Raw genomic sequence first — 8436 nt, 5'->3', positions numbered from 1 at the left:
CTTTGTCTTCGGAGCCTTCGCACGGGCCGGCCGCCGGTGCGAAGGCTCCGGTGCGCCCACGGCGGGGCGGCGGGCAGCTCTGTGGGAGATCACCAATCAAGGCTGTGACCTGGGCGGAAGAGGTGTCGGCACCCGCAAAGCCGATCAGTTCGGCGTCGGCGGCCTCCTGCCGCAGCCGAACGTCGATGGTGGAGCGCTCGAAGCACACCATCACTGGGCGGTGGCCCCGGACCTGATGCGACCTCGAGATGTGTTCGCTCAAGGATTCCAAGTGATGGTCAGCAGGCGACCTGGCGGGGAAGGATGGTCGCCATGACGGATGAAGGCTCCTCTATCGACGCCACCAAGCCGAGTATCGCCCGCGTCTACGACTACCTGCTCGGCGGCAAGGACAACTACGCAGTGGACCGGGAGATCGGCGACGTATTCAAACGTGACCTTCCTGGTTCGGTGGCAATCGCCTTCGCCAACCGGGCGGCCCTGACCCGGGCGGTCGGGGAGATCGCGACGACCACCGACGTGCGGCAGTTCATCGATTTGGGCAGTGGTCTTCCGACCGCCGACAACGTCCACCAGGTCGCGCAACGTCACGCTCCGGAGTCTCGGGTCGTGTACGTCGACATCGACCCCCAGGTGCTGGTTCACGGCCGTGCGCTGTTGGAGGAGAACGACCGGACTCGGGTCGTTGCGGCCGATGTACGCAAGCCCGAAGACGTCCGTACCCACCCGGACACCCTGGAACTGATCGACTTCGATCGCCCCGTCGCCGTCATGTTCAGCGCCATCCTCCACCACGTCAACGACGAGGAAGACCCAGCTGGAATCGTCCGCTACTGGCGCGACCACGTGCCCGCCGGGAGCTACTTTTTTGTCAGTCACTTCCGTTCCGGCAACAACCCGGAGACAGCGGAGGCCGAGGGAGTCCTCCAGCAGACTTTCGGGCGGGGCCGGTGGCGCACCGACGAGGAGATCGAATCCCTGCTGGACGGCCTGGAGATCCTCGACCCCGGGATCGTCCCCGCGCCCCTGTGGCGTCCTGACGTGGGTGACAGCCCGTGGCACAACAGTGGCGAACGGGAGCTCACCGTCTGGGAGCGTCTCATCGCCGCCGGGCTGGCCCGGAAGCCTGGCTAGCCGACGTGGCGAGGGGCCAGGTCGAAAACTGCCGGACGAACCGCTTTCGGCAACTGCCACTGAGGTGTTGAGCCAGGCAATTCCGGAGGTGTTGAGCCAGGCAATAAACGATCACCCTCTGACATGCAGTCAGGGAGCGGAAGCGGCGTGGGCACGTAGCAACTCGGCCAGTCCACACATGTACGGAGCCCCGCAGGCACTCTGCGTCATCGCCGAACGATTTCGTCCCCGGCGGGGTGCACTACCGACCAGGTGTGCCATGGTCGGGGCTGTGGTCACCCTGACCACGGCCCCGACCATGGTCGCGACCGAACGCCGCACCGCTGTGAGGACCCAGGGAGCCGACGCCGAGTGGACCGCCAGGCTCTATGCGGCCTTGCTCGACAGTGCATCCGCCCAGCTGTCCCGCGGCGAGTCCGTTGTGCTGGAAGAGGGTGTACCGGCATACCGATGGCGCACAGCCACCTGGGCTTGCCCAGGACGGGGCTGGTGGGACGGCCACATACTTGTGGGAAGGGGAAACCACCGATGGTGGAGGCCGTGTGATCCCAGCACTGCTTTCCGGAACGGTCCGGAGTGCCGCGGGGGCGGTCACCGCTGTGCCCGCAGTGCTCTCGACGCTCGGGCGGCTGCTGACGCCGTGGGAGCGTCGCACCTGGCAGGTTTCCGGCGGTGTGCAGATCGAGGTCCGACACGTGGGACGACGGGGGACGACTCAAGTTGCGCGCGAGCTGGAGGCTCGCCTGGCTGATGTACCCGGAGTGGGCCGGGCGGAGGTGAACGGGACCCTCGGGTGCGTGTTCGTCGGCTGCGAACCCATCGGAATTGACCTGGACTCCCTCGTACGTCTTGTTGCGGAAGCCGAGGCCGCCGCCTCGGAGACGGCCCGCGCGGGGGGTGTGGGAAGGGGTGGCGCTGACGCTGTTCGGATCGCGCGCCCTGTCGGATTCCCCGGCGGCGTCGAGACCCAGGTCGGTGCCGCGATGCAGGTCGCCGGCAGCCTCGTGGCGTTCGGTGTGGCGGTGATGGGTCGGATCGCCCGGATCCCCGGTCTGCCACCGGCCTTACCGGCCCTGCTCCAGCTCGCGGAGGCCACTCCGTGGCTCCGCGATGCCGCCCGCCGCAAGCTCGGTGCGGCGGCCGCCGAAACCTGCTGGGCGACCGCGAATCTGATCACCACGACGCTGACGTTCCGCCCGCTCGGCCCTGTCGTGTCCGGTCTCCTGGCCACTGCCCGGTACGCGGAGGCCGAGGCCCGGCACCGAGCCTGGCAAGACTGGGCGCTGCGGATGGGCGGGCTCGACGGGGCGTACCGCCACGATGCCGCTCCGGCCCATGAGCGGCCGAGGACGTTGTCCCCAGGGCCGACTGGGCGGTACGCGCGTGCGGTCGTGCCGGCAGCCCTGGCGGGTTATGGCCTCACGGGGGCCCGGACCCGCAACCATGACCAGGCGCTGGCCGTGATGATCGCGGGTACGCCCAAAGGCGCCTGGTCCGGCCACGAGGTTTTCGCCGCCACGGTGGGGAGGGCCATCTCCAGCCGGGGGGCCCTCGTACTGCGACCGGAGGCCCTGCGTCGGCTTGATCGCATCGACACCGTGGTCCTCGACACTCGTGTGCTGGCCACGGGTACGTGGACGGTCGGCGCGGTGGTGCCGCTGACGCCGCCCGACGTTCAGCCCGGGGACGTGCAGGGCACGAACGGCAACGGGCCGGTCAGCGCCCATCCCCCAAGACAGACACCAGGGCAGACGCCTGGCGGGACCCAGCCGGCCGGTCCGGACCTGGACGAGATCCACGCCGTGATCCACGAGCTGATCGACGACACCGGGCCCTCACAGCCGTGGGAAGGGGGCGGGTGGGCGCTGCGATCCCTTGCCGAGCACCCCCGCATGGAAGCGGCACTGCCCGAGGAGACAGCCGCCGTAGCCCGGGAGTGGGCCGAGCAGGGCGCGAAAGTGCTGTTCGTCGTCCGAGAGGGCCGACCTGTCGCGGTCGCTGGTCTGGTGCCGCAATTGCAGCCGCTCGCTGACCACTTGGTGCAGGCCGCACGCGGATGCGGCCAAGTGGTGCTCGCGGGGGGCCCGACGGGCCTGCACCGCCGCTTCGGACTGGACGAGGCGGTTCCCATCGGCGGCACCCGTACATCCGCACTGATCCGTTCCCTGCAGGACGAGGGCCACGGCGTCGCCGTGGTCACCACCCGCGCCCGCCGCGGCCTGGTACAGGCCGATCTTGGCATCGGTGTGACCCGCAGTATGCGCCGGGTGCCGTGGGACGCCGACGTGGCCGCACCCCCCGATGTGGCGCATCTGCTGCTGACCGCTCTGCCGGAGGCCCGCCGTCTGAGCCGGCTCTGCCTCCGCATGGAAGCGATCGGCTCCCTTGCGGGCGCGGGGGCAGCGCTGGCCGTTCCCCGTCGCAACGCCTGGGCGCGTGCGAGCCTCGTGACCGACGGCACGGCCATCGCCGCGATCGGGGCCGGTGCCTGGGCGGGGTGGGCGCTGCGCACCCGTCCGGCCCCGGCTGCCGTGGAGCGGACGCCCTGGCATGCCATGACGGTGCGTCAGGTCCTCGCCCGGCTCGGCACGTCACCCCGGGGGCTCGACCATGCCGAGGCCGCACGGCGCCGCCGGTTCGACGGTCACGAGCGGCCGACCGGCGCCGTCAGCCTGGGCGCCAGGGTGGCGGAGGAATTGGCCAATCCGCTCACGCCCATCCTCGCGATCGGCGGCGGTATCTCGGCGGCACTCGGCTCCGTACTGGACGCGGTGCTCATTGGCGGGGTACTCGCCGTCGACGCGCTTGTGGGGGGAGCCCAGCATGTGGGCGCGGACCGCGCGGCCGAGCGGCTGGTCGAGGCGACCTCTGCCCGGGTACGGCTACGCAGAGCGGGACGGCCAGGCGCCACCGTGACACCTGCCGGCCACTTGGTGATCGGTGATGTCATCGAGCTGCGCGCCGGTGACACGGTTCCGGCCGACTGCCGTGTACTCGAAGCGACGGCCCTGGAGGTGGACGAGTCCAGCCTCACCGGAGAATCCCAACTCGTTCTGAAGACTCCCACGCCGACTGCGGCCCAAGCTGTCGCGGACCGGCGTTCCATGCTGTACCAGGGCACCACGGTGGCGGCCGGCGGGGCTCTCGCGGTGGTCGTCGCCACCGGCACCGCCACCGAGGCCGGCAGCGCCGCCCAGGCGGCCCCGGCGGGCAGGCGCCCGGACAGCGGGGTGGAACACCGCCTGAACACTCTGGGCCGCTGGTTCCTGCCCCTGTCCATCGTTTCAGGCGTCGCGCTGTTCCTCTTCGATCTCGCCCGGGGACGCCATCTCGGCACAGCCCTGGGTGCGGCGGTCAGCCTGTGTGTCGCTGCCGTACCCGAAGGGCTGCCCTTCGTCGCCACCGTCGCGGAGTTGGCCGCGGCCCGTCGGTTGTCCACCCGCAACACCCTGGTGCGCAGCGCCCCCACCATCGAGGCGCTGGGCCGCACCGACGTGCTGTGCTTCGACAAGACCGGCACGCTCACCGAAGGAAGGATCAGCCTTCAGCAGGTGTCCGACGGCCTCGAACGACGTCCGCTCGACGCGCTCAGCCCGCGGCTGCGTCGAGTCGTCGCCACGGCGGCCCTCGCGGGTCCGACCGGCCCAGCTTCGACGCTCACTCACCCCACGGACCGTGCCATCGCGGCCGGGGCCGAGCGTGCCGGCGCCGGCCCGGTCCCGGCGAGTCCGGAAGCGGCGGACGGCTGGCAGCGGCTGGCAGAGCTGCCGTTCGAACCTGGGCGCGGATATCACGCCGTGCTGGGCCGGTCCGAAGGACAGACACGACTGGTGGTCAAGGGGGCGCCCGAAGTCGTCCTGGCCCGCTGCCGACAGGTCCGGCGGAACGAGTCCACCGCGCCGTTCACCCCGGGACTACGGGACGCGATCGACCAGCACATCGACCGTATGGCACGGCAGGGCCTGCGCGTGCTGGTGGTCGCCGAACGCACCTGGCCGGAGCACATCGAAGGCGGCCAACCGGCCCTCGACGACGGGGACGTCGCACAGCTGTGCCTGCTGGGCCTGCTAGGGCTGGCGGACCCAGTCCGGCCCACCGCCGCCGAAAGTGTCCGCCGTCTGGCCCAGGCCGGAGTGCGGATCGTCATGCTCACCGGAGACCACCCCAGCACCGCCGCCGCGATCGCCGGAAAACTGCAGCCGGACCAGGGGCTGCGGATGATGACCGGGACGGAACTGGACGCCCTCGACGATGCCGCCTTCGCCGAGGCGTTGCCGGGGATCTCGGTCTTCGCCCGCGTCACCCCCACGCACAAGGTACGCATCGTCGAGGCGTTCCAGCGTCTTGGCCGGGTCGTGGCCGTGACCGGCGACGGCGCCAACGACGCCCCGGCCATCCGACTCGCCGACGTCGGAATCGCCATCGGCTCGCGGGCGACTCCTGCGGCGCGCACCGCGGCCGACGTGGTGGTCACCGACGACCGCATCGAGACCATCGTCGACGCCATCGTGGAAGGCCGGGCCATGTGGTCCTCCGTCCGCAAGGCGCTGGGAATCCTGCTCGGCGGCAACCTCGGGGAGATCGCCTTCGTCCTGGCGAGCACCCTGCTCACCGGACGGAGCGCGCTCAACGCACGTCAGCTGCTCCTCGTCAACCTCCTCACGGACATGCTTCCGGCCATGGCCATCGCAGCCCGACCTCCCGCGGGCAGAGCCGAGCATCTGCTCGCCGAGGGCCCCGAGGCCTCCCTGGGCACGGCCCTCACACGGCACATCCGCCTGCGCGCGTCCCTCACCGCGCTCGCCGCGGGCAGCGCCTGGATCGTCGCCCGGGCCACCGGCACGCGGGCTCGAGCCGACACCGTCTCTCTGGTCGCTCTCATCGCCTCCCAGCTCCTCCAGACGCTCGCCGACGCGGGCCGCGATCCGGTGGTCGCCCTTGCCGCCGTCGGATCCCTTGCGGTCCTCGTTCTGGTGGTCGCCGTCCCCGGCCTCAGCCTCTTTTTCGGCAGTCGGCCGATCGGCCCAGCGGGCTGGGCGATCGGCCTGACAGCGGCAGCCACCCCGGTCCTGGTGCCTGCTGCCTGGCAGTTCCTCACCGCTCACGGCCGCTTCGCGCGTCCTGGGCATGCCGATGGCCGGCGAATCGGCACGATAGGGGGGCAGCGGGGGCCCGATCCCACCGAGACAGTCGGGTGACCTCACCGGACGATTTCTCGCTTCCGCGTTCTGGGTGAGGGCCTGGGCCCGGAGGGCGTGCCACTGTCGTCTCCCGCAGTTCGCCTGCAGGTTGGCCGCGCTGTCATGAACCGTGTCCATCGGGTGTCGGGGTAGGTGCGAGGTGCTTGATGTACGCGTCGGGCCCGGGGAAGTACAGCGTCACCCGGTCGGTGTCCGCCCAGCGCACGTCGTACGGGGGGCTGCCGTCCGGGTGGTGGACGCCGACGACCTCGCCTTCTCGGGCGATGACGCCGGGGGCGGTTCCACGAACGACGATCTCGTCCCCGACGTGGGCTCGCATGCCGTGGCCCGTGGCCTCGGCAGGGGGCATGTCCGTCGTCCGATGGCCCTTCTCGGCCGGGGCGGGTGCGCTCATGTCGTCTCGCCTCCTCGACGCGGTGACGGAAGACCCTTCGGTCGTTTCATGCAAAGCCCGTCCATGCGGGTTTTGCAGGGGCCGATGGTCCCCGGGCCGGGGACCATCGGCCCGCCGCTCACTGCGTGGGCCCATACGCCGTCTTCCGGTACCGCTACCGTCGCGGGGATGAGGGGCTGGGATCGGCCTGCCGACGGCTCTCAGAAGCCCCGAGGCGTTCCGTGAAGAACTGCCTTTCGATCTCTCTTCGCACACTCGTGATGTCAGGTCCTTCAGCGCCCGGGATCTGACCGGCTGCGGGGGCTTGGGACCGTGGATCCGGCGGGCCGAGGGGGGAAGGGCGGCGATGTCGTGGGCGAGGCGTGCCCGCGCGTACTTCCACCGGTCGGGCGCGCCCGACCGGCGACCATTGCGATGACGGCGCGCAGCAGCGGTCAAGCCCCACTCGGAGGGGCCTCGTCCTGCAGCCCGATCACGTCCGGCTGCCCGTCGCGGCGCAGGACCTGCTGCAGCTACCGCCTGGCGTCGAGCTCGGTGTACATGCCGGCGGCGTAGTGGCCGGGGAAGTTGCACACCAACTCGTACCGGCCGGGCTCCAGCGTCGTCGTGGTCCAGCCTGTCGCATGGGGCGCGATGCCGTCCCCGGTGCCCGCGCCGCAGGTGCGCGAGGCTTCGGCGACACTGCCTGTCTCGGACACTCGCCCGTTGGTGTCGACGGCGCGTTCTCCTGCGGTCTGGCCCGCCGGCAGCGGCAGCACCATCACCTCATGCGTGAGTGAGCCCGCGTTGACCACCCGCAGTGTCACCTTCCCGGCCGGAACCGTTGTCGGGTGGGCTACCAGGCGCATCATGCCCATGCTGTGCCGGCCGGGACGGTCGCCCATGGGGGTGGGTCCGTTTGGACCGCCCATCATGCGTCCCATGTCGTCCATGGTCACATCCACCACGCGGCCCGCCAGCGCGGGTGCACCGCATCGCGCGCCCTGCACCCTCCAGGACGGGGGTGCCGTGGTGCGGAATGCGCCGGTGGCGGCGAGGAATGCCGTCGTGGCGACGCCCAGTACCAGCGCGGCGGCTGTCACGGCGATAGCCAGCCGCATCCCTCGGCGGCGGTTCGTACTCACCAGTGCTCCCGCAGCAGCGTGAGACGGTGTTTGTACTCGTCCTCGTCGATTTCCCCGCGGGCGAACCGCTCGGCGAGCAGGTCCTCGGCCCGTCGGCTTCCCTCTCGGGGTTCGCCGGAAGCCCGAGGGGAGCCGTACTTCTGGTGATGATGGGTTCCGGTCAGGTAGCGCACGAGTGCGATGACTCCGGCGATGATCAGAGTCCAGAGCAGCACCATGAACACCGTCATGGCGAACCAGCCGCCCCAGCCCCATCCGCCGTCGTACCACATTATGCCGATCACTTCCCTCGGCTGGTGGCTCTGTGGATTCCAGGATGGCCAGCGGAGTCATCGGCGGAGTGGGGCCATACTTCCTCGCGAGGGGGCCGGACGGCCCAACAACCGCCCTGCCCAGCAAACGTCCCCGAAGACGTGTCGGCTGTCCGTTGCGCCGCCAGTCGCGCCCGATTGAGCACAAGCGTGCCAGAACGAGGGGCGCTGGGCTGCGGAGGCCGCGACGGGCCGTCCCCGAAGCGGCGGGTAGCCGCAGTGATCAGAGAAGCGATCGACCCCGACCGACTTGCTGGTCAGGGACCGACTCC

General features: G+C 70.6%; 6 protein-coding genes. 2 read left to right on the top strand and 4 right to left on the bottom strand.

Features of this window, described 5'->3' with window-relative positions; all coding sequences use genetic code 11:
* Positions 1-211: hypothetical protein (locus tag VXC91_RS39950; protein ID WP_329512261.1), on the bottom strand; the 211-nt coding region annotated here is incomplete at its 3' end.
* 92 nt (positions 212-303) lie between these two features.
* Here VXC91_RS39950 and VXC91_RS39945 point away from each other — a divergent pair.
* On the top strand, positions 304-1134 hold the full coding sequence (locus VXC91_RS39945; protein ID WP_329512260.1) for an SAM-dependent methyltransferase: 831 nt from the start codon (positions 304-306) through the stop codon (positions 1132-1134).
* A gap of 542 nt (positions 1135-1676) precedes the next feature.
* Positions 1677-6332: a cation-translocating P-type ATPase gene (locus VXC91_RS39940; protein ID WP_329512259.1), complete on the top strand. Its 4656-nt coding sequence runs from the start codon at positions 1677-1679 to the stop codon at positions 6330-6332.
* A gap of 103 nt (positions 6333-6435) precedes the next feature.
* Here VXC91_RS39940 and VXC91_RS39935 read toward each other — a convergent pair whose 3' ends face one another.
* The 3 genes from VXC91_RS39935 to VXC91_RS39925 all read right to left on the bottom strand — a co-directional run bounded on the left by VXC91_RS39935 (position 6436) and on the right by VXC91_RS39925 (position 8137).
* On the bottom strand, positions 6436-6729 hold the full coding sequence (locus VXC91_RS39935; protein ID WP_329512258.1) for a DUF1918 domain-containing protein: 294 nt from the start codon (positions 6727-6729) through the stop codon (positions 6436-6438).
* A gap of 512 nt (positions 6730-7241) precedes the next feature.
* Positions 7242-7853 (bottom strand): sulfocyanin-like copper-binding protein, encoded by a 612-nt coding sequence (locus tag VXC91_RS39930; protein ID WP_329512257.1) that lies wholly within the window; start codon positions 7851-7853, stop codon positions 7242-7244.
* A complete protein-coding gene (locus VXC91_RS39925; protein ID WP_329512256.1) occupies positions 7850-8137 on the bottom strand; it encodes an SHOCT domain-containing protein in 288 nt (95 codons plus the stop codon). The genes VXC91_RS39930 and VXC91_RS39925 overlap by 4 nt, the downstream gene beginning before the upstream one ends.
* Positions 8138-8436 lie beyond the last annotated feature (299 nt).

The organism is Streptomyces chiangmaiensis, assembly GCF_036281785.1.
Classification (GTDB): Bacteria; Actinomycetota; Actinomycetes; order Streptomycetales; family Streptomycetaceae; genus Streptomyces; species Streptomyces chiangmaiensis.
Note: the sequence above shows the minus strand (reverse complement) of the source record. Positions and strands in the feature narration are given on the sequence as shown.